The following is a 19,447-nucleotide window of genomic DNA, read 5'->3' as shown; positions in this document are numbered from 1 at the left end:
ATCAACGCCTGCCGCGCCCGCTCAACTCGGCGTCGCTGCCGCCTCCTTGCCGTCGCGGGTCTCCTCGGCCACCGCGGACCTTCTGTCGCGGCGGTCCAGCCAGCTCAGTACCGGAACTGTCATGACTGTGGTGATCAGGGCGACGAGGACCAGCGCGGTGAACAGTTCCTCGCTGACGATGCCGGCCGCCAGTCCGATGTTGAGGGCGATCAGCTGCATCAGCCCACGGGCGTTCATCAGGGCGCCGACCCGGACGGCCACCGGGCCCGGTTCGCCGCGCAGCCGGGCGGCGGCCCAGCAGCCGCCGAACTTGCCGGCCACCGCCAGGACGACCGCAGCCGCCCCGAACGCCGTCACGGACGGGTCGGAGAAGACGTCGAAACGGGTGTTGAGGCCGGAGTAGGTGAAGAACATCGGGACGAACACGACCTGGGTCACGGACTGGGTGGTCCGTACGAGCCGTTCGGACGCCTCGCCGCGGGGCATGGCCATCCCGACGCAAAACGCCCCGAAGACGGCGTACAGGTCGATGATGTCGGTGAACCAGGCGGCGCAGAAGAGCACAGCGACGGTGCACAGGAGGCGGGTGTCGTCGCCGAGACCGGGCCGGTTGACGATCCATGCCAGCAGGCGGCGGCCCAGCAGGAAGAGGACGGCCACGAACAGCAGGGAGCCGCCGACGGCCGTCAGGACGGGCCCTGCCTCGCCCTTGGCCGCACTCAGCACCCCCGCCAGCAGGATCCAGGCAACGGCGTCGTCGGTGGCTCCGGAGGCCAGGGCGAGCGAGCCGAACCGGGAGCCGGCCAGCCCTCGTTCGGTGATGATCCGGGCCAGCATCGGGAAGGCAGTGATGGCCAGGGCGACGCCGACGAAGGCCGCCGTCACCCAGACCGAGACCCCGTCGACGAAGATGCCGACGTGGCCGTGGGCCACGAGGGTCAGCCCCACGCCCAGCGCGAGCGGGATCGCCACCCCGGCCGAGGAGACGGCGACGGCGGTACCGGCCAGCCCGCGTCCGGCGTGCGTCCGGAACTCGTATCCGGCGGCGAACATCAGGGCCACCAGGCCGATCTGTCCGGCCACGTACAGCACCGGCTTCAGCTCGGGCGGGAAGACCTCGGCGGACAGCCCCGGGGCGAGCAGCCCGAACAGCGAGGGGCCGAGCAGCACGCCGGCGATCATCTCGCCGACCACGGGTGGCTGGCCGAGGCGGCCGGCCACCAGGACGACCAGACGGCACGTCAGCAGAATCACGACGACGGCCAGGAAGAAGGCGGGAGCGAGCTCCATGGGAGTCATGGTCTCGTTCCTCTCAGCGGCCGGCGGTGACAGAGGGGGCGGGGCCGCCGGACTGGGCGGCGAAGTAGGTCCGGCACAGGCCCTGGCGCCGGGCATCCCACACCATGTAGCTGCCGAGGGCGAGTTGGGTGAGGCTGCGCGGGACCGCAGCCCAGCGGTCGGCGAGTCGCATCGCCGCGAGTCGGATCTGCCGACGCGCAGGGCTCCAGGAAGCTCCGGTGCGTGGGAGGAGCAGGCAGGGGCCTCGGCTGGGCAGCGAGCGGGTGTGCTCTGCCGAGGACTCCAGCCGGAAGCGACGCAGGATCTCTTCGGCCGCGACCCGCATGGTGAGGACGGCGAACCCGCGCGCCGGGCAGGGTCGGTTGGCGGTGACCCCGAACGGGATGAAGGCGGACGGTTTGGTGTCCGGGTTCAGCCAGCGGTCAGGGTCGAAGGGGGCTGCGCCGGAGCCCTGGTACTGGGGGTAGTTGAACAGCAGGACCGAGCCGGCCGGGATGGGGGCGCGCCCGTCCCTGGGGATCTCGCCGGAGGTGATCCGGTGTGCGACGCCGAAGAGCGGGAAGTGCTGCAGCGTCTCGTTGATCACCCGGTCCAGGAAGTCCGGGTCCTTCTCGCCGGCCGCCAGCCGGTCCTGCACCGGCCTGTGCGTGGCAAGGGCGAGCAGCAGGTGGGCCATCGCCTCCGACATCTGCACGACGGCGGTGTTGAAGAACGTGCCTTGCAGGTAGTACGCCTGCTCCCGCTCGGTGAGGGAGGACGGCAGCGGAACGGGCGGAGGCTCGTGCGCGAGCCGGTCCCGCAGGTAGGCGGTCAGTCGGGCCCGCCGGTCCATGTGCCGCAGGCCGGTGCACTTCAGGGCGCTGACCACGTCGTCCGCGTTACCCGTGATCAGGTCCCGGACGTGACGTGGGCAGGGTGCGCGGAAGACCACCTCGTAGTAGACCTCGGCCCAGACCGGCATCATCAGGTCGCGCAGTCTGACCCGGTGCACGCTCACGTGGCCGTCGAGTTCGTCGAGCACCCGCCGGGTACAACGGCCGACCAGCTCCGTCCACTGCTCCCGGGACAGCCCGGCCAGGATCTGCCGGGTGGTGCGGGCCACGTCGTCGTAGCGCGGTCCGGGCTCCAGGTGCTCCTGGTGGATCTCGGGGCCGGGCGAGAGCCAGTACCAGAACAGGTCGGACAGCGCGGCGCCCCGGCTGCGACCGTTGGCCGCCGGATGCCCGTACACCTGCTTGAACTCCTCGGCGGGCACCTCCCGACCGGGTGCCCGGATACCTTCCTCGCCGCCGACCCAGGCGAAGATGCGCACCCGCAACGCGATCACCGCCTTGGGCAACCAGTACGGCAGACCGGCCACCAGGACCACGACCGCGCCCGTGACGAGCCATCCGGTGGCACTCACGCGACCACCCCGCCGAATCGGCGATCCGATCCCGGAGTCACGACAGGACCCGACACGGGACCCCACGCAGGCATCCGCACCAAATCGGGCGTCAGGTCGGCGAGCCCGGACGCCCCGCACAGGGCCAGGGTGTCGTCGAGTTCGTCGCGCAGCAGCTCCAGGAGCCGCCGTACGCCCTTCTCGCCGCCCTCGGCCAGCGCCCACATCACGGGCCGGCCGATACCCACCGCACAGGCGCCGAGTGCCAGCGCCTTGACCACGTCGGTCCCACGCCGGACCCCGCCGTCCAGGACGATGGGGATACGGCCCGCGACGGCAGCGAGGATCTCCGGCAGCAGCTCCAACGTGGCGGGAACGGTGTCGAGTTGGCGACCGCCGTGGTTGGACAGCAGCAGCCCGTCGACGCCGTGCCGGACCGCGAGCCGGGCGTCCTCGGGATGCAGGACGCCCTTGAGGAGGACCGGCAGGTCCGTGATGCCGCGCAGCCAGGTGATGTGCTCCCAGCTCAGCTCGGGGGACATGGCGATCTGGCGTACGTGACCGCGCTCGCCGTCACGCAGGTCCACCAGGTTCTCGCAGCGCAGTCCGGGCGGCAGGTCGTGGAAGCCGTTGCGCCGGTTGCGTTCGCCCGCGCCCAGCACCGGGGAGTCGACGGTGACCACCAGGGCGGTGCACCCGGCGTCGGTGGCCCGGCGTACCAGCGCCTCGGTGATCTCCAGGTCGGGCTGGATGTAGAGCTGGAACCACAGCGGCACGTCGGCGTCCGTCGCGCGGACCGCGTCGGCGATCTCACCCACCGCGACCGTGGACGCCATCGACGCGATCATGATCGCTCCGGCGGCGGCCGCGGCCCGCGCGGTGGCCAACTCCCCTTCCGGATCGACCAGTTTGTGGAAGGCGGTGGGTGAGAGCAGGACGGGCAGGCGGGCCCGGCTGCCGAGCAAGGTGATGCCCAACTCCCGGACCGCACTGCCCCGCAGCACCCGGGGCAGCAGCTGCAGCCGCCCGAACGCGGCCTCGTTGGCCCGTACGGTGATCTCGTCGCGTGCCCCGCCCGCGATGAAGTCCGCGTATACGGGGTCGAGTTTGGCGATCGCGGCGGCCTCGAAGTCATGCACGGTGTACTGCATGCCGCTCACCTCCCCGAAGGGCTCGGCCGGCGGTCCAGCTCGCGGGCGAAGAACTCGGCGAGCGGCGCGTGGTGGACGTCCGGATGGTTCCACTCGTTCTCCAGGTTCTCGGCCAGGTGATGCGTGCCGAGCAGCTCCCCGTCCCGGAAGTGACGGATCACCGGGTGCAGATAGGCGGCGTCGATGGCGGCGTCGACCGAGTTCTGGGCGGTGCGGCGTACCGTGATGTCGAAGGGGTCGACCTTGTCGTGGTCGGGGCCGTACTCAAGGGTGACGGTGAAGTAGTCGCCGTTCACGGTGAGTTGACTGTCGTGGGCGTACGTGACCGGGACTTCCTCGTGGTGGCGGGCGGGTTCGCCGGACGGCGTGACGATCAGGTCCCCGATCACACCGAACTGCTGCCACAGCGCCGAGCTGCGGTTGACCCTGGCCACCACGGCGTCGGCCAGCGCCGACGGGGCCGCATCCAGCGGCTGGTGCGGCCAGGGTCGGCCGTGGTGGCGCTCGTCGAGGATGCGGCTCAACGCGCGGACGGCGTACCGGAAGCCATGGATGAAGCCGCCGGTGGACTTCTTGAAGTCACGCTGCTGCATCAGGGTGCCGGCGAAGTACAGGCCGGGCATGTTCACCGACTCGTACGCCGGAGTCAGGGCGGCGAAGCGATCGTCGATGACGAGGTCGGGGCGGCACTCCGGGTCGAAGAGAGAGGCGTCGAAGCGGAAGCCGGTGCAGACGATCACCCGGTCGTAGCGCAGCTCCTTCACGACCTCGTCGGCCCGCGAGAAGCTGAAGCGGACGCGATAGCTCCCGTCGGGATCCTTGTCGATCGACAGCACGTGGCCGTCCAACAGGGCGTTCTGCGACTTGAGTTGGTAGGTGTCGAGGAAGTTGTTGTTGACCGCGCGCAGATGGCCGACGTAGTGGCTGTTCCATGCCATGCGGATGGAGTGCGGCCCGGCGACATGGATCACCGCCGCGGTCTCGACGAGGTTGTCCGCCGTCTCCAGGGCGGAGTTGCCCTTGCCGATGATCAGGACGCGCTGGTCGGTGAAGTCCTCGGGGGCCACCGATACGGCGGAGTAGTCCTCGGCGCTCTCGATGCCGGGGATGTCGGGGGTGTTGGGCCGGGTCAGCCCGGTGGCCATGACCAGGCGGCGGGCGTGGTGCTCGTGTCCGTGCTGGTCGGTGAGGGTGTAACCATCGGCATCGCGCCGGATCCCCTGCACCCGGGTGTCGTAGGCGATGTCCAGCTTGAACGCCTCGGCGAAGTCGGCGAGATAGCGCACCAGATCGTCAGCGTGCGGGAAGTAACGCTTGCTGTAGCGGGTGAACAGCAGCCGGTCGTCCGGGGACAGCAGGGAGTTCCAGTCCATCCGGAGGTTCAGCTCGGGATCGTCGGTGCCGTTGTGCACTTTGTTGATCGAGATCAGCTTGCGGTGACGGGGGAAGGTACGGAAGAAGGTGCCGGGAGCGTGGCCGCCCTCCAGGATCCGGTATCCGTGCCCTGCCGCCTGGAGTAACTGGCCGAGCTGGAGCCCTGCGGGACCGGCGCCGACGACAAGGTAATCGAGAGGCTCGCTGTGCGTGGAGTGCATGGATCTCTCCTTCTGCTCCGGGCCGCTTCGGGTGGAGGCATGCCTGGAGGCCGGTGGGGGCGAGAAATCGGAGAGTGCGGTTGGCGCGAACGGCAGGGCGCTGATGTGCGGGGAGAACCCGCGGACGTGGGCCCGCAGACAGGGTCGGCTGAAGCGCGCCGGTCAGCAGGCCCGAACGGCGATGCTTCACAGGCGTGGGGAGCGGCCCGGAGAGCAGTCGAAATCAGTGGCACCCGAGGGCGGCGCAACCGGGCATTCCGTCAGGGACATGACTGACCCCTCCATCGGATTTCCCTTTGAAACCTCAAGCAGCACGCTAGTGACGAGCAACAGCCAGGGGCAACAACCCTTCAGGAATGACAGGAATTCGACAGGTGCCACCCTGCGCGCTCCAAGGGGGCAGACAGCCTCGACCGCGACGACTCCAACGCCGCGATCACTGTCCGCTTCAGAGCCGGCATCACCCGGCTCGAGAACACAGGTTCACACCGTAGGCGAGCATCGCCGACAGCGCGGCCGCTGTGCCTGGCCCGTGACCACTACCGCATGCATCGCGTCCCGCAGCTTCTGGCGGCGCCGGTCGAGGACGGCGCCGGCACCGGGATCGCCGGTGGGCGACGCCCGTCAGCCCCCGCCCGTCCTCGACGCGCCACACTAAGCCCTCGTCTCCTACGGGGCCCCTTACGCCCGGCCCTTGGCACAATCGCGGGCATGGCAGACCCCGTTGAGATCGCGGACCACGACCCGGCCTGGCAGGAGCGATTCCGCGCGATGGGTGCCCAACTGCGCGACGCATTGGGCGACGTCGCCGTCCGTATCGATCACATCGGGTCGACCGCCGTGCCGGGCCTGGCCGCCAAGCCGATCGTCGACGTACAGATCTCAGTGCGGTCGCTCGAGCCGCTGGACGCATACCGGACACCCCTGGAAGGCATGGGCTTCGTGTACCGGGCGGACAACGCCGAGCGCACCAAACGCTACTTCCGGGAGCCGCCCGGCCACCGCCGTACGCATATCCATGTACGTCAACTCGGCAGCTTCTCCCAGCAGTTCGCTCTGCTGTTCCGCGACTACCTGCGCACCGCGCCGTCCGCCGCGGCCGAGTACGCGGCCGTCAAACGCCGCTGTGCGGCCGATTTCCACGACGACCGCGCCGGCTACGTCGCGGCGAAAGATCCGTTCGTGTGGGACATCATCCGTCGGGCCGATGCATGGGCCCAGTGCACCGGCTGGACGCCGGGGCCGAGCGATGCCTGAGTGACGACAAGCTCGCCATTCGCGATGAAGCAACCGAAGTGTTCGCGGCCATCAACGAGTGGCTGCGACCACACAGTCGCACCAGCCTTCAGTTATCCCACTGCCCAAAGCAGAAGCCGTCGGCCTCGGTGACCTCCGTCTGCCCAGCACCGCCGCCACCGCGCCTGACCGACACAAGTCCACCGTCACGCAGGGCGTAGGCCGTGTGTCAGTCGCCCGGCGCCCAGGCTCCAGGTTCCTCACGGGCCGCGAGCCGCTCAAGAAGCGTGCGCTGCCGTTCGTTCAGGGCGGACCGCCGATGCACGAGCCCAGACATTGGAATTGCCGCTCACGGAACTGCCCCCCATGCAGATCGTCGAGCGCACCGGCCACCGCCACGAGGACATCCACCGGCTGGTGGACAAGGGCTGGACGATCAGCGCCATCGCCCGTCGCCTGGGCCTGGACCGCAAGACCGTGCACCGCTTCCGCGACACCGACCTCGACGAACTACTGGCCTCCGCCCGCGATCGACGCCCGAACGGTGTGCTGGAACCCTTCAAGGCATACCTGGAACGCCAGCTTCACCGAAGCGCAGGGCCAGGTCAGCGGGACCAGGCTGTTCTCGGAAATTTGCGAACGCGGCTATCGAGGCAGCAGCCAGGTAGTCCGCAAGCACCTCGCCGCCCTGCGCGCCGGCACCGCAGAACCGGTCCCACGCTGAAGAGTCGTGAGGCCGCTATGGCGACCGGTCGAGTCGAATCGGCGACACTTTCACCAGCCGTCGAGGGAGACCCCTGGGCCACCGACGAGGTACCGGTGAAGGGCGCTGGCGGTGGTATCTACGAACTCCGCCGGGATGGCGTCGGCGTCGACCCAGCGGACCTGGGCGTGCTTGCGCGGTTCGCGGTTTTCGGGTTCGCCAGTCCATTCGTGGGCGGCGAAGACGACGGTGAGGAAGCCGTTAGGGGCCTCGACGCCCCAGGCGCCGTGGATGATGTGGGCGACCGTGAGGGACTCCGGCTTCACGGTCAGGCCGGTCTCCTCGTACAGCTCGCGTACGGCGGTTTCGGTGATGGGCTCGCCGGGTTCGCTCTTGCCGACAGGGAGATCCCACATGCCCTGCGCGAACTTGGCGTTCTGGCTGCGCTGGAGGAGGACGACGCGATTGGTGGCCTTGTCGTGGACGATGACGGCGGCGACCAGCAGGGTCATGGATTCGAGGGCGGGCGGCAGGGCTTTGGGCTGGTCGTCGGTGGTCCGCTGAGCCACGGCTTGTGTCCCTTCGTCGGCCGGATGGTGGCAGCTTAGGCCAGCGCTTCGCGTGCGCGGCGGGCAAGTTCGGCGGCTCCGGGCACTTTGCGGCGCTGGTAGATGGAGAGCATGGAGCGGAGCGAGGTGATGGCCTTGCGGGTGCGGTCGGAGGTCATGCCCTCCATGAGGGCCAGAACCTGAGACCACGCGGCAACCGCCTCGTCGGCGCGGGCCTGCGCGGCCAGGCTGTCGCCCAGGTCAGCGTAGGTGAGGGCGTGGACGCGCTTGTACTTCTCAGGGTCCCAGCGGATCAGGGCGTCGCGATGCTGCTGCTCGGTGCCGATATGGTCAGCGAGGTCGGTCAGGGTGCGGGCGGTGTGGCTGGCGACGGTGCCGGCTGCTGGGCCGCTGACGCGGGAGTAGCTGGGCTGGGGCCCGTCGTCACGCAGGAGGGCGTCTTCGGCGGCGAGCAGGGCGCGAGCCGCCGCGGGCTTCTCGCCGGCCGCGGCGTAGGCGCGGGCGTGGGTGATGTGCAGCAGGGCCTCGGTCTGGCCGTCGACGTGGCCCAGGCCGCGGGTGAGGGCTCCTTCGACGAGATCGACGCAGTGGTGGGGCTGCTTGAGGCTCAGTGCCTGGTGGGCGAGGGCGCGCATCATCCAGGCGGCGTGACCGCGCGGGTCGGCTTCGCAGGCGAGTTGGTAGCCGACCTGGTAGTAGCGCTGGGCGGCGCCCTCTTGGCCGAGGTCGTGGTGCTTCCACCCGGCGAGGTAGGCGAGTTCGGCGACGGCGCCGAAGGCCGCTTGCCGTAATGCTTCGTTCGAGAATCGGCCGCGGAGCATAGGAGCGGCCGTGTCGGCGAGGTAGGCGGTGACCGTGGTCAGGCCATGGCCGCCGCCGAGGCGTTCGTCAGCCGCGCTGAAGGCTGCGGTGATCTGTCGTACGACATCCACGTCCTCCATCCCGACCAGGGAGCTGCCGGTGCGGGCCCGCAGCATGCGGGCGGTGGCCTCGTGGTCGTAGAAGAGCGGCATGGCCACGCCGGCCGTGGTGAAGGCAGCCACGGCAAGGAAACGGCGGCGCTCGACGTCGGCACGGCCCAGATCGGTGGCGGCCAAGACAGGATCGGCTTCTTCCGACACCGCAGTTTCGGGTGCTCGAAGGCCGATCTCGGCCAAGGTGATGGTGCGGCCTGCTCGGCGGGACAGCGCCTCAGCAAGGTGCTGGCCGGTCCGTCCGGTCGGCTGGCGTGTGCCGTTCACCCAGTGGGAGACGGCGGACTTGTTGGTTTGGAGGATCTCTCCGTTCTCGGCCGCGATACGCCGGATGTCCTTCGCCAGAGCCTCGTACGTGCAGCCGATCGCCTCGATGACGTCACGCAGGCGGGAATTGGGACCCTTCGGCGCTGCCACGATCGCCTCCGCTCCGGAGCTGTAAACCGCGTATACCGCTTCAACTGCCTCTCACCGTACCCACTGTGCGTGACGGAGGGTTCACTAAACATCAGCCGCCCGGCCCCGGTCCGACACCGCGACCAGGCTCCCCCCTCGGTCGGGCGGCTCCCTGAAGTTTCGTACGCCTACACCGGGTTCGGGCATTCCTGTGCCCGAACCCGGCCGATCAGAGAGGGAGACACGGTGACCACCATCGACACCACGGCCATCACGGTCGTACTGCCCGAGGCGTTCGACGAGCGCTGGAGCCGCCTGCCCGGCATCCAGGTCGACGGCCGGCACATCACCATCGACCCGGCCGAGTACTTCTTCCGCTTCGAGTCCAACACGTGGCTCGTTGCCGAATGGGAGCTGGTCAAGTCCCGGCTCCTGGACGTGGAGGAGACGACCGAGAGCGCGGTCGAGCAGCTCGCGCTGGACTTCATCAAGGCGCACGCTGAATCCACCTCGGACGCCGCCCGGGTGCTGTCCACCGCGTATGAGGTGTACGCCTACCTGTTCCGCGATGCGCACCTCGCCGGCCTCGGTCTGCCGCAGATCACCGCCGAGCACCTGCGGATGCTGCGCGAGGCGGCCACGCTGATGGCGCTGAACAAGGTGGAGCTGGACGGGCACATCTCCAACGTCGGCCCGTGCTGGTTCTTCCCCGCCGCCACCTCCGTGGTCTTCGACTTGGACGACGAGATGGGCAGGACGCTCGACGAGGTCTACCACGGCGGCTGGTTCAACGAGCACCGCCGCATCGAGTCCATCAAGGCGCACGCCGCCCTCGGCGGCCGGCTCGTGCACGGCTGCCAGTCCGTGCCGGACCAGTCCGGCGGCGTCGTCGCGCCCTACGGTGCCTCGATGACCGCCTTCCGCGACGACCTCGCAGCCTTCAAGTCCGGCTGGATCGAGCAGGTCTACGCCCATCGCGTGAGCCCTGCCGCGTAACACCGCACACCAGGCGCCGGGGCGGGCCGGCACCTCTCGCCCGCCCCGGACGCCCCAACCTCCCTGGAGCCCCCACGTGACCGCGAACCCCAGCGCCGAACTCCTCGACAACCTGCTCACCCTGGCCGGACGAACCACCGCCATCCGCGAGGAGGTGCGCGTATGGTCCATGTCCGGTGTCGAGCGCGTGACCTTCCCCGACGCCACCACCGCGATCTTCAAGTACGCGAAGCGGCCCTTCGACCGCGAGGACCAGGCCCTCCGCCTGGCGCACACGCTCGGCGTCCCCATCCCGCAGGTCCACGCCTCCGCCGTCCTGGACGGCTGGCTCGGCATCCTCATGGAAGACCTCGGCCCCGCCGTCCGCGACGCCGACGACCTCGACGGCACCGCCGCGGCCGTGGTCCTGCACGGCACCCGGACGGCTCCCGCCCTGCCCGTCCTCGACCAGGCCAGTCTTCGCACACTGCCGAACCGGGCCCTGGAGCACCTCGCCCGGCTGCGCAAGGCCGAGCGGTGGCAGGACGCGGACGACATCGAGGACGCGCTCGACCGGATCGCCCAAGCCGCTGAGACGCGCTCGGCTGGTACGACCGTGGCCCCGTTTGGTTGGGCGCACTCCGAATTCCACCCCACCAGCCTCCACATCGGCCAACACGGCTGGCGGCTACTGGACTTCGCCCGCGCCTTCACCGGCCCCGGCCTGCTCGACCTCGCCAGCTGGCACGGCGCCCTCGACACCCCCGACCCCGTACGCCTGCGCGTCTTCCTGGAGCAGTACGTCACCGCCGGCGGCACCCCCGACGCCCTCACCCGGCGCGGCGGGCTCCCCGCCGAGAACTGGGCCCTGGGCTGGCACCGCATGTGGGCCGTCGAGTGGTTCATGGAACAGTCCATCCGCTGGATCAACGACCCGGCCACCGACCCCGCCTACATCAAAGCCGTACGCCGCCACCTCACCGACGTCCTCCACCTCCTGGAGGTCTGACGTGCTCGCCCAGGCTCCCCCGTGGTACGTCCACGCCCTCCAACGCACCACGGCCAGCCCCGCCGAGCCGCTGTCCGTACCCGCACGGGTGGAATGGACCACACGGCCAGGCAGCGGACCCGGCGCCGAGATCCTCGGAGCGGACCTGCGCCGCAAGCGACTGCTGGAACTCGGCTGCGGCCCTGGCCACAACGCCGCCCACCTCGCCACCCGCTACGGCGCCCAGGTCACCGGCGTCGACCTCGTCGGCCTCCAGGTCCGCCGAGCCCGCTCCCACTACGGCCGGCTGAACAGCCTCACCTTCGTGGCGGGCCACGCCCTGCACTATCTGCAAGCCTCAGACGAGCAGTTCGACGCGGTCTACTCCGTCTTCGGCGCCATCGGGCTCGTCGCCCCCGAACTCCTGCTCCCAGCCATCGCCCAGCACCTCAAACCCGGCCGCACCCTCGCCTTCTCCGTTCCCCACCCCCGACGCGGCGGCCTCCGCCCCGCCACCGACGATCGGCCCCGCCGGGACTACGTCACCCTCCCCGGCCGCACCCGACTGCCCATCGCCCGCTGGGACTTCGACGCCGACCGCTGGGAGAAACACCTCGACCGCGCCGGCCTCTGGCTCACCTCGGCCCAGGAGTTCCACGACGCCCGCCACGGAGGCCGTTGGCCCACCACTCTGCTGATCACCGCGCGCAAGCTCTGACCCCCACCCCGGCTCCCCTGGGAGAATCCGATGCGCCCGCCCTACCTGCTCCTCGACATTGACGGCGTCCTCATACCCTTCCCCGACGCGGACGGCTCGACCCCGGCCACCCACGTCCGTCATGACGTCGTTCCCACCGGCCGCAGTGCCGACGATCCGGTCACCATCTGGCTCAACCCCGCCCACGGCTCCATGCTCATGGAAGTGGTGCGTACCGGCATGGTCACGCCAGTCTGGTGCACCAGCTGGCGTCAGGACGCTGCCACTCTGATCGGACCGCTCCTCGGTCTCCCACCCCTACCGCACGTCGATCTCCCGCGCCCCAAGATCACCACCAGCCACCCCAATGGCTACTTGTGGAAGCGCGACTCCATTGACGCGTGGCTGGCTGACGCCCCTGCTATGTGGATCGACGACGACTTCACTGACCTCGACCACTCCTGGGCCGCAGAGCGCACCGCCCGTGGCGCAGCGACCCTCCTGGTACAACCTGATCCCCGTGCCGGGTTGCAGGCTGCGCACCTGACCGAAGTCCGAGCGTGGGCCGGGCGGCTGCTCGCCGTGTGGACTGGCGCCCTCACTGCTCCGAGCGGAACCGAAGCCGCCTGACGCGCCGCCGTGCCGGAACAGCCGATGCCCCGGCCGCGCAGCCTGGCGAGGGCATCTGACCGGGATCAACGGTGCGGACCAAGTCCTCCGGGCGTCATGTTCGCTGATGTGGCCGGAGGATGTGGAGCGGCGGACATCGACGACGTCCCGCTGATGGTGCTCCGCGTACGTGCTGCCTGAGCGCGCCTGTTTGGTTGAGCGGTGATGCGCCAGTGCAGGACTTCGGCGGGATGCTCGGCACTGTAGTCAGGACCGCCCATAAATGCGGCTTCGATGCCGTCCATGCCACAACAACCATGCTCTCCCGCCCCATTGTGTTGGGCAGTGTGCGGCCGTACTGTTCGGCTTTGCGTGAGTCTGTTTGATGCTGATTGCTCAGTCGGTTTGGAGGCCGCAATGCAGAGTAATCGGATCGGTTCGGAGCCTGCGAGACCCGGCCGCCAGAGGTGGTGGAGGGCACTCCTCGCAACAGCCGCGGCCCTCGCTCTGGCCGTCGGCATGATCGCGCCCGCCGCGGCGGAGGAGTCCGGCGGGCAGGCACCCGCCGCCACTGCCGCCGACTCGCAAGCGCACACGGTGAGTCTCGACGGCTACTCGTTCCTCATCGACGGCAAACGCACCTACCTGTGGTCCGGCGAGTTCCACTACTTCCGGCTCCCGAGTCCGGACCTGTGGCGCGACATCTTCCAGAAGATGAAGGCCGCCGGCTTCAACTCCACCTCGCTGTACTTCGACTGGGGATACCACTCGCCGAAACCGGGTGTGTACGACTTCAGCGGGGTGCGTGACGTCGACAAGTTGCTCGACATGGCCGAGGAGGCCGGGCTCTACGTCATCGCCCGCCCCGCGCCGTACATCAATGCGGAGGTCGACAGCGGCGGCCTGCCCGGCTGGCTGACCACCAAGGCCGGGCACAACCGCAGTGACGACCCGCAGTTCCTGACGTACGCGGACGAGTGGCTGACGCAGATCGACCGGATCATCGCCCGCCACCAACTGACCAACGGCACCGGGTCGGTCATCGCCTACCAGGTCGAGAACGAGTACTACAACGGCTCCGCCGCAGGCCGCTCCTACATGAAGCACCTGGAGGACAAGGCCCGCGCCGACGGCATCACTGTGCCGCTGACCGGCAACAACAACGGCACCTTCAACTCCGGCACCGGCGCCCTGGACGTCGACGGCCCCGACTCCTACCCGCAGGGCTTCAACTGCTCCAACCCCTCGAAGTGGAACGGCGTCCCCGACATCAGCTACGACCACCCGGCCGGCAAGCCGCTGTACTCGCCGGAATTCCAGGGCGGCGCCTTCGACCCCTGGGGCGGGCCGGGCTACGACAAGTGCGCCCAGCTGATCAACGACCAGTTCGCCAACGTGTTCTACAAGCAGAACATAGCCGTCGACGCGACCGCGCAGAGCTTCTACATGACCTACGGCGGCACCAACTGGGGCTGGCTGAGCATGCCGCAGAACTACACGTCGTACGACTACGGGGCCGCGATCCGCGAGACCCGCGAGCTCGATCCGAAGTACGACGAGGACAAGCTGATCGGGTACTTCACCCAGTCGGTCACCCCACTGACGAAGACCGACGCGATCAGGGCCACGCCGCCGGACGACTCCGCGGTCGTCGACACCGCCCGGATGAACCCCGACACCAAGACGCAGTTCCACGTCCTGAGACACGGCAACTCCACGTCCACGGCGATCGACAAGGCCCACATCTCGCTGGACTTCAACGCTCAGCCTTCTTCGGACACCACCTACACCTGGGACGACCCCGACTCCGCCCTGCAGTACACCGGTTCCTGGTCGCACGTGGCCAACACGAGCTACACCGGCGGCGATTACAAGCACACCGAGTCGTTCTCCAACAAGGCCGGCGACTCGCTCACCGTCCCCTTCGACGGCACCGCGATCCGCTGGATCGGTTCGAAGACCAACAACCACGGCTACGCCGACGTCTACCTCGACGGCACCAAGGAGGCCACGGTCGACGACTCCGGCAGCGAGAACCAGGCCGTGCTCTTCCAGAAGACCGGCCTGACACCCGGGGCCCACACGCTGAAGATCGTCGTCACGGGGAACCACAGCTCGGGATCCACGGACAACTACGTGGCCATCGACGCCATCGACGTGCCCACAGGCGCCGCCGCCGCGGAGCCGACCTACCCGGTCGTGCCCCAGCAGCCGGGCACCGCGATCACCCTCGACGGACGCGACTCCCACGTGATCGTGGCCAACTACCGGCTCGGCGACACACAGTTGCAGTACTCCACCTCGGAGATCATGACCAACGCGACCATCGGCGACCGGGACGTCGCCGTCCTCTACGGCGACGACGGCAGCGACGGAGAGACCGTCCTCCGCTACGCCTCCCGGCCCACCGTGACCACCACCGACGGCACGGCCACGACCACCTGGGACGAGGCCACCGGTGACCTGCGGCTGAACTACACCCACAAAGGCCTGATCCGCATCAGCATCACCGGCGGCGGGAAGCCACCGCTGCTGCTGCTCGTCGGCGACAAGGCCACAGCCAAGACCTTCTGGCGCCAGGACACCACGAGCGGCCCGGTACTCGTACGCGGCACCCACCTGCTCCGCACGGCGACCCCCCTGAACAGCGGCCGCACCCTGGCGCTCACCGGCGACAACGCCCACGACAAGAACATCGAGGTGTTCACCTCCGCCGACCAAGTCACCTGGAACGGCAAGCCGTTGGACGCCCAGGCCACCGACACAGGAAGCCTCACCGGGAAGATCCCGGTGGCCGCTCCGATACACCTGCCGACGCTGACCAACTGGAAGCACACCGAGGAGTCCCCCGAAGCGGCACCCGGCTTCGACGACTCCAGCTGGCAGGTGGCCGACAAGACCACCACCAACAGCGTCTCCGGCGTCAACTCCCTGCCAGTGCTCTACGCGGACGACTACGGCTTCCACACCGGCAACACCTGGTACCGCGGCCGCTTCCGCGCCACCGACAAGGAGACCGGCATCCACCTCGTCTCGGACTCGGGCGGAGACGCCCAGGCATTCTCCGCCTGGCTCAACGGCACCTTCCTGGGCAGCTCCACCACAGGCAGCGCCGACTTCACCTTCCCGACCGGTGCGGTCAAGTCCAAGGGCGACAACGTCATCTCCGTGCTCACCGTGAACATGGGACACGAGGAGGACTACAACTCCACCAACGGCAACAAGACCGCACGCGGGCTGACCAGCGCCTCCCTCGTCGGAGCCCCGCTGACCTCCCTCACCTGGCGAGTCCAGGGCGTACGCGGCGGCGAGGACCTGCAGGACACCGTGCGCGGCCCGCTCTCGACAGGCGGCTTGTACGGCGAGCGCGCCGGCTGGTCCCTGCCGGGCTACCCGGACGCCAAATGGAACCGGGTGTCCCTGCCGACGACCGACACCCGCCCCGGGGTCTCCTGGTACCGCACCGACGCCAACCTGGACCTGCCACGCGGCCAGGACACCTCGCTCGGACTGACCTTCACCGACGACCCGTCACGCAAGTACCGTGCCACGATCTTCGTGAACGGCTGGCAGGTCGGCAACTACGTCAACTACCTCGGCCCGCAGCACACCTTCCCGGTCCCCAACGGCATCCTGAACCCGAACGGCCGCAACAGCATCGCCATCGCCGTATGGAACCTGGACGGCAGCACCGGCGGCCTCGGCGAGGTCGCGCTCACCAACTACGGCAGCTACGCCTCCTCCCTTCGGGTCGCACAGAACGACAGCCCCCGCTACGACCCCAGGACGTACGCGATGCCGAAGCGTCCGGGAGCGGATGTCACCCTGGACGTGCCCAACACCGCCGCGTCAGGGCAGGCTTTCACTGCCGAGGCGACGGTACGGATACCGAAGGACAGGTCGTCCGCCTCCCGGCTGGCGACCTCGCTCTCCGTGCCGGACGGCTGGAGTGCGAGTGCCACGAGTCCGACATCGGTCAAGCGCCTGCAACCCGGCGCATCGGCCACCGTCACCTGGAAGGTCCAGCCACCGACGGGGACCCTGCCGTCCGCCTCGGCCATCACGGCCACGGTGCACTACCGGCAGAACGGACGACAGGCCTCGGGCGAGGACGAGCGCATCGTCGGCGGGATCCCGCCCGCCCCACCGGCCGGGAAGAGCGCGGTGAGCGACCTGCCGTTCCAGTCCTCCATCAACGGGTGGGGTCCGGTGGAGCGTGACAGCAGCGTCGGCGAGCAGGCGGCCGGGGACGGCCGTCCGATCACCATCGCCGGTGTCGGGTACGCCAAGGGCCTGGGCACCAACTCCGTCAGCGACGTGCAGCTCTACCTCGCCGGCAACTGCTCCCGGTTGACGGCGGATGTCGGTGTCGACGACGAGACGGGTGGTGCGGGAACTGTGACGTTCTCAGTGATCGCCGACGGCAAGACCCTGGCGACCACGCCGACGATCCAGGGCAAACAGACCGCCGTGCCAATCGATGTCGACGTCAGCGGCACCCAAGTTGTCGACCTCAAGGTCGGTGACGCCGGCGACGGAAACGGCAACGACCACGGCGACTGGGCGATGCCGACCCTGACCTGCGGCTGAAAGACATCCCGCGATCGTCCTCGCAAGGGACGGTCAGCTGACGCATGCGCAGCGCGGAAACGGCTACGCCTCTTCTCGCGCTCCGCAACAATCGTTTGGGCCCAACGGCAGGACCACGCCGCCGTCGCCGGTAGTCATGAGCGCCCCATCTCGTGATCAGCCCACTGCTCTCGAACCGTTCCTAGAGACTCAGCGGGAGTGAGTCTTGTTGCCAGGACTCATGCTCAGCCGAACGCCCCGAACGGTGTTGGGCGTTCTGGTCCACCGCGTTCGCTCCGCGTCCGGCGGCGACGGATCGTGTCCGTGGTCTGGGGATGTCCGCAGCCACGTCGGCTGGCACAGCTTCGGCCGCGCCCGCCCCACCGCCGGGCACCGAGCGGTGGCCGCGTTCGCACGACACGGACTGCTCTCGGGTGTGATCACCCAAAACGTCGCCAGTCTGCACCAGGCACATGGGGCCCTGGCCGTGGCCAGGGCCCCACGTTCAGACCCGTGCATCTGAGGAATGCGACGCCGCTCCAGTCGGACAACCGGACTCGGCCTTCCTCATCTTCATCGTCCGGGAAGGCGATGCCAGGCAGCTACAGGATCATGCGAGCTCTCGCGGCTCATCCGGAACGACCGCCCGATGCTCCTGCCCGGACAGGTGCGGCTTCGCCGGACGAGCCTCAAGTTCCCACTGCCTGGCGGCCAGCGCCCTCGCCAGCATCTTCGCCCGGTAGGGGTTCGCCGTGCTGAGGGCCTTCGCCACTTCCACGGCCTCGTCCAACAGGGCCAGCCGTCGCCCGGGCAACTCCCGCACCAGGGGTGAGCCGCTCTCCTCCACCAGGACGTACGCCAGCTTCGATCCGTACACCTCCGGCTCGACCTGTGTCAGAAGACGGTAGATCCACAGCCCTTCGACGCCCCGCACCACCCGCCGGTTGGCACCGAGCAGCCTGACCCTCGCCAGCACAACCATGTCCTGATCCATCGATCCCCTTCGTCCCATCCCCCCCGACCAGCGCATGTCACACGGCGAGACAGCACGGCAAACGCATCGGCAGCCGAGGACGGATGCCGACACGTTGGCCGGAGAGTGGATGACGACGAGTCTGCGCGCACAGCACCACCCGCAACAAGACCGAACAGGCGTGCGCTCCGTCCTACCGAAAGCGCCTCCGAACAGGCATGATGGACCTGACACTCACTCAAACCGCGTCCGCAGCCCACTCGCCAGGACGCAACGACAACATCCTCAGCATCAATCGGGCGCCCCCGGAGATGGAATGAGGCCCGGCAGTACCTTGCCAAGGAGCCTGAACAGCGGCCCTCCGTTCGGGAATTGATCGACCGCACCCGGCACACCGTGGCCCGCGCCTGGCTCCGCGGCGAACTCCTCGCCCGGCTGGGACGAGACGCGGCACTACTCTTCGACGCGGAGGTGCACCTGGCCAAATCGGATCCGGTGCCAGCGTTGTCCGTACCGCCGCACGCGACGACGTTCCCTGACGTACAGGGCTTCAACGCGGGCGGATCGGCCGCGCCGCGTGATCTGCTGGACCTGCCGGACCGCGGCACCGGCAGGCGTTCGCCTGAGACGACTCGAGGCCAGGCGTCAGTAGCGGTCGGCGGCGATGAGAGGCCCGTAGTAGCGGCCAGAGAGATAGTGGCACCATGTACGGCATGACGACGAACCGAAAGGTCGATGCCGCGTAGGCGGCCAGGAGACGTCCGCGCCAGCACGCCCCGCGGCCATCGGACACTAGGCGCAAGGCCAGTCATCGACGGCCTGTCCTCGCGGGCAATGAGCGAGATCATCCGCCTTGAGCACACTCGCAACTATCTCCGGCCAGGAGACGTCAGCGCAGCCATGCGCCGGTGGAAGGACTACGTCCACCAGCCCAAGCGCGACCTGTGGCACGACTACAAGTGGGGCAACGTGCACTGGTACTGCTGTGGCAATCCGCTCGACGCCCGCGCTCTCCTCGACACCGCGATGAAGGCCATATCACCCCAAAGTTCCCGCGAACTCCGAAAGATCATCAGCCGGTTCGACGCTGTCTGGAACCTACCGTCCCCGCCGTACGACACGGACAGAACTTGACTTCTCCCCCTCCTGGAAGGAGGGGGATTCTCACGGCTCGCGCTGTGAGGGTTTCTGCTTCGTCGCCGACTGCCCGCCCGGAGTACTCCGTTGAGGTCTTAGAGGTCCTAACAAAGGCGTCGGACGTGTCTGTAGGTGATGAGGCAGGTGGCGAGGCCGAGGAAGGCTTCGTGGATGTCGTCCCGTCGTTCCCAC

Annotated in this window: 15 protein-coding genes and 2 pseudogenes; 9 read left to right on the top strand and 8 right to left on the bottom strand. The window is 68.8% G+C overall.

The window, feature by feature from the left end; all coding sequences use genetic code 11:
- Positions 1 to 21: 21 nt before the first annotated feature.
- From ACFY1L_RS52450 to ACFY1L_RS52435, 4 genes are read right to left on the bottom strand one after another with little or no spacing between them, the layout of a single operon-like run.
- Positions 22 to 1,299 carry a cation:proton antiporter gene (locus ACFY1L_RS52450; protein ID WP_388842611.1) on the bottom strand — a complete coding sequence of 426 codons (1,278 nt, stop codon included), beginning with the start codon at positions 1,297 to 1,299 and terminating at the stop codon, positions 22 to 24.
- Positions 1,300 to 1,312: 13 nt separating this feature from the next.
- On the bottom strand, positions 1,313 to 2,704 hold the full coding sequence (locus tag ACFY1L_RS52445; protein ID WP_388842609.1) for a cytochrome P450: 1,392 nt from the start codon (positions 2,702 to 2,704) through the stop codon (positions 1,313 to 1,315).
- Entirely contained in the window at positions 2,701 to 3,834 is a 1,134-nt protein-coding gene (locus ACFY1L_RS52440; protein WP_388842607.1) for an alpha-hydroxy acid oxidase, read from the bottom strand. The genes ACFY1L_RS52445 and ACFY1L_RS52440 overlap by 4 nt, the downstream gene beginning before the upstream one ends.
- A 5-nt stretch (positions 3,835 to 3,839) precedes the next feature.
- Positions 3,840 to 5,429, bottom strand: coding sequence for an NAD(P)-binding domain-containing protein (locus ACFY1L_RS52435; RefSeq protein ID WP_388842605.1), 1,590 nt, complete (start codon positions 5,427 to 5,429; stop codon positions 3,840 to 3,842).
- Between the two features lie 711 nt (positions 5,430 to 6,140).
- On the opposite strand from ACFY1L_RS52435, the gene ACFY1L_RS52430 reads away from it, so the two are divergent.
- Positions 6,141 to 6,686, top strand: a complete 546-nt coding sequence (locus ACFY1L_RS52430) for a GrpB family protein (RefSeq protein WP_388842603.1) — start codon at positions 6,141 to 6,143, stop codon at positions 6,684 to 6,686.
- 753 nt (positions 6,687 to 7,439) lie between these two features.
- On the opposite strand, the gene ACFY1L_RS52425 is transcribed toward ACFY1L_RS52430, so the two are convergent.
- Together ACFY1L_RS52425 and ACFY1L_RS52420 are read right to left on the bottom strand one after the other, a co-directional pair.
- On the bottom strand, positions 7,440 to 7,937 hold the full coding sequence (locus tag ACFY1L_RS52425; RefSeq protein WP_388842601.1) for an NUDIX domain-containing protein: 498 nt from the start codon (positions 7,935 to 7,937) through the stop codon (positions 7,440 to 7,442).
- A 35-nt stretch (positions 7,938 to 7,972) separates the two neighbouring features.
- Positions 7,973 to 9,328: a tetratricopeptide repeat protein gene (locus ACFY1L_RS52420; protein ID WP_388842599.1), complete on the bottom strand. Its 1,356-nt coding sequence runs from the start codon at positions 9,326 to 9,328 to the stop codon at positions 7,973 to 7,975.
- A gap of 225 nt (positions 9,329 to 9,553) precedes the next feature.
- Here ACFY1L_RS52420 and ACFY1L_RS52415 point away from each other — a divergent pair, with 225 nt between their 5' ends.
- From ACFY1L_RS52415 to ACFY1L_RS52395, 5 genes are all read left to right on the top strand, one after another.
- Positions 9,554 to 10,303: a hypothetical protein gene (locus tag ACFY1L_RS52415; RefSeq protein ID WP_388842597.1), complete on the top strand. Its 750-nt coding sequence runs from the start codon at positions 9,554 to 9,556 to the stop codon at positions 10,301 to 10,303.
- A 76-nt stretch (positions 10,304 to 10,379) separates the two neighbouring features.
- Positions 10,380 to 11,291, top strand: a complete 912-nt coding sequence (locus tag ACFY1L_RS52410; RefSeq protein ID WP_388842595.1) for an aminoglycoside phosphotransferase family protein — start codon at positions 10,380 to 10,382, stop codon at positions 11,289 to 11,291.
- Between the two features lies 1 nt (position 11,292).
- Positions 11,293 to 11,988, top strand: a complete 696-nt coding sequence (locus tag ACFY1L_RS52405) for a class I SAM-dependent methyltransferase (RefSeq protein ID WP_388842593.1) — start codon at positions 11,293 to 11,295, stop codon at positions 11,986 to 11,988.
- A gap of 30 nt (positions 11,989 to 12,018) precedes the next feature.
- Positions 12,019 to 12,597 (top strand): HAD domain-containing protein, encoded by a 579-nt coding sequence (locus ACFY1L_RS52400; protein ID WP_388842591.1) that lies wholly within the window; start codon positions 12,019 to 12,021, stop codon positions 12,595 to 12,597.
- A gap of 396 nt (positions 12,598 to 12,993) precedes the next feature.
- Positions 12,994 to 17,166, top strand: coding sequence for a beta-galactosidase (locus ACFY1L_RS52395; protein ID WP_388842589.1), 4,173 nt, complete (start codon positions 12,994 to 12,996; stop codon positions 17,164 to 17,166).
- 181 nt (positions 17,167 to 17,347) lie between these two features.
- Here ACFY1L_RS52395 and ACFY1L_RS52390 read toward each other — a convergent pair.
- A pseudogene (locus tag ACFY1L_RS52390) lies at positions 17,348 to 17,482 on the bottom strand (transposase); the annotation flags it as partial.
- Positions 17,483 to 17,485: 3 nt separating this feature from the next.
- On the opposite strand from ACFY1L_RS52390, the pseudogene ACFY1L_RS52385 reads away from it, so the two are divergent.
- Positions 17,486 to 17,626: pseudogene (locus ACFY1L_RS52385) on the top strand (NAD-dependent protein deacetylase 1); the annotation flags it as partial.
- A gap of 129 nt (positions 17,627 to 17,755) precedes the next feature.
- Here ACFY1L_RS52385 and ACFY1L_RS52380 read toward each other — a convergent pair.
- Positions 17,756 to 18,127 (bottom strand): hypothetical protein, encoded by a 372-nt coding sequence (locus tag ACFY1L_RS52380; RefSeq protein ID WP_388842587.1) that lies wholly within the window; start codon positions 18,125 to 18,127, stop codon positions 17,756 to 17,758.
- Positions 18,128 to 19,018: 891 nt separating this feature from the next.
- On the opposite strand from ACFY1L_RS52380, the gene ACFY1L_RS52375 reads away from it, so the two are divergent.
- Both ACFY1L_RS52375 and ACFY1L_RS52370 read left to right on the top strand, forming a co-directional pair.
- Positions 19,019 to 19,252, top strand: coding sequence for a hypothetical protein (locus tag ACFY1L_RS52375; RefSeq protein ID WP_388842585.1), 234 nt, complete (start codon positions 19,019 to 19,021; stop codon positions 19,250 to 19,252).
- The coding region (locus ACFY1L_RS52370; protein WP_388842583.1) for a hypothetical protein at positions 19,249 to 19,447 on the top strand (199 nt) is incomplete at its 3' end. The genes ACFY1L_RS52375 and ACFY1L_RS52370, both read left to right, overlap by 4 nt.

It is taken from the genome of Streptomyces sp. NPDC001663, assembly GCF_042893105.1.
Taxonomy (GTDB): domain Bacteria; phylum Actinomycetota; class Actinomycetes; order Streptomycetales; family Streptomycetaceae; genus Streptomyces.
This window is presented reverse-complemented; position numbering and strand designations above follow the sequence as displayed.

Coding starts and splice junctions, on each gene's coding strand:
- ACFY1L_RS52450 (WP_388842611.1), bottom strand. CDS start 1,299: ATGACTCCCATGGAGCTCGCTCCCGCCTTCTTCCTGGCCGTCGTCGTG.
- ACFY1L_RS52440 (WP_388842607.1), bottom strand. CDS start 3,834: ATGCAGTACACCGTGCATGACTTCGAGGCCGCCGCGATCGCCAAACTC.
- ACFY1L_RS52435 (WP_388842605.1), bottom strand. CDS start 5,429: ATGCACTCCACGCACAGCGAGCCTCTCGATTACCTTGTCGTCGGCGCC.
- ACFY1L_RS52430 (WP_388842603.1), top strand. CDS start 6,141: ATGGCAGACCCCGTTGAGATCGCGGACCACGACCCGGCCTGGCAGGAG.
- ACFY1L_RS52400 (WP_388842591.1), top strand. CDS start 12,019: ATGCGCCCGCCCTACCTGCTCCTCGACATTGACGGCGTCCTCATACCC.
- ACFY1L_RS52395 (WP_388842589.1), top strand. CDS start 12,994: ATGCAGAGTAATCGGATCGGTTCGGAGCCTGCGAGACCCGGCCGCCAG.
- ACFY1L_RS52380 (WP_388842587.1), bottom strand. CDS start 18,127: ATGGTTGTGCTGGCGAGGGTCAGGCTGCTCGGTGCCAACCGGCGGGTG.
- ACFY1L_RS52375 (WP_388842585.1), top strand. CDS start 19,019: ATGCGCCGGTGGAAGGACTACGTCCACCAGCCCAAGCGCGACCTGTGG.